The organism is Microcoleus sp. S13_C3 (assembly GCF_036700905.1).
In the GTDB taxonomy this organism is placed as follows: Bacteria; Cyanobacteriota; Cyanobacteriia; order Cyanobacteriales; family Microcoleaceae; genus Microcoleus.
The window spans coordinates 1-1,411 of record NZ_JAUBPT010000355.1; the positions used below are offsets into that span (position 1 = coordinate 1).

The window sequence follows — 1,411 nt, forward strand, 5'->3', positions numbered from 1 at the left end:
GGGAGCATCCCGATTTTGCAAATATACAAAAGTATGATAAGGTGCGCCGCTTTTGGGGAAAACCGACACTTAGCTTCCCCAAAAAATATGTTTTAGAGTCAATCAGCCATTTTAGAGGAACTGAAGAATAGAGTATCTCAAGAGTTACAATAGTCAATAAATAATTTTGAGGAACTCAACATGACGCCTGACGAACAAGCACGTTTACAAGCTCATACTGCTGAAATCGCTAAAATTTTATACAGAAACACTCCTCCCGAGGCGTTAGAAAGCCTGGAAGCAATAGAAGGACACTTGAGAAAACAATGGATAGAGATAGTGGGACCAGAAGTTGCTTTTTTTTTATCAAAGAAACCACAGGAACAGATAAAGGGCGTCCCCGAACAGTAAAAAGCTGTGTAGGTGAGTTAAAAATTACCGAAAAACAAGCAGAAAAATTAAATCTCAAAAAATCGACTCGCTTAGCCCCTTTTTTTGAGAAATGCTGTCTGCGACAAGTGGCCTTGTTATCCTATGAAAAGGCATCTCAAGAAATTGAAGTACAGACGGGAGTCAAGATAGGTCATACCAGTTTACATAGATTGGTAGAAAACCAAGATTGGGTTGAACCAGTAGCGTGCGCCCCCATTAAAGAAACCAGTGTGGATGGAGGAAAAGTGCGTGTTAGAGGGGCAAAAGGGGAAGGTTCTCACTGGCTCGATTATAAAGCAGTTAGTCTTCATGGCAGCTTTTATGCTGCATATTTTCTGAAAAATGAAGTCTTGATTGATTATGTCAATCGTCAGCCGTTAAATTCCCTAGTGACTTGTTTGGGTGATGGACATGACGGAATTTGGAATCTGATCGGTAAATTCAATCCGGATGGCAATCGCCGAGAAATCTTAGACTGGTATCATTTAGTCGAAAATCTGTACAAAGTAGCAGGGTCTAGGAAACGACTGTCTAAAGCCAAAGAATTGTTGTGGCAAGGCCGTACAGATGAAACCCTTAAGTTGTTTGAGTTGTGCAAGAGTCGTCAGACTACCAACTTTTGCAAATATGTCACAAAACATCGGAATCGAATTGTTAACTATCAACTCTTGTCCAGCCAAAATATTTGTTCTATTGGGTCGGGAGCGGTGGAATCATTAGTGAAACAGATTGACAGAAGATTAAAAATTTCCGGCGCTCAGTGGTGTCATGAAAATATCAATCAAATGCTCAAACTTAGGTGTGCTTACTTAAATGAATTAATCTAGAATATAGAGGCTTCTTTTCTATTTTTCTTCCCGACTCCCATACTTTAGATACTTCTCTCTCGCCAGTTTGGTTAGCCTGCGGGCGATAACTTTTGCGTTCTATCATATAGCAGAGGGCGAAGAATTTTGGCTCTTATCATACTTTTAACCATTTACAAAACCGGGATGCTCCC

Annotated in this window: 1 protein-coding gene; it reads left to right on the forward strand. The window is 40.3% G+C overall.

Annotated features, from left to right (window positions below; genetic code table 11):
- Positions 1-180: 180 nt before the first annotated feature.
- Positions 181-1,238 (forward strand): ISKra4 family transposase gene (locus QUA16_RS36695; protein ID WP_333109764.1). Its coding sequence is split into 2 segments (ribosomal slippage): positions 181-337 and positions 337-1,238, totalling 1,059 coding nucleotides; the frame shifts between segments, so codons are not numbered across the junction.
- The last annotated feature ends 173 nt before the right edge of the window (positions 1,239-1,411 follow it).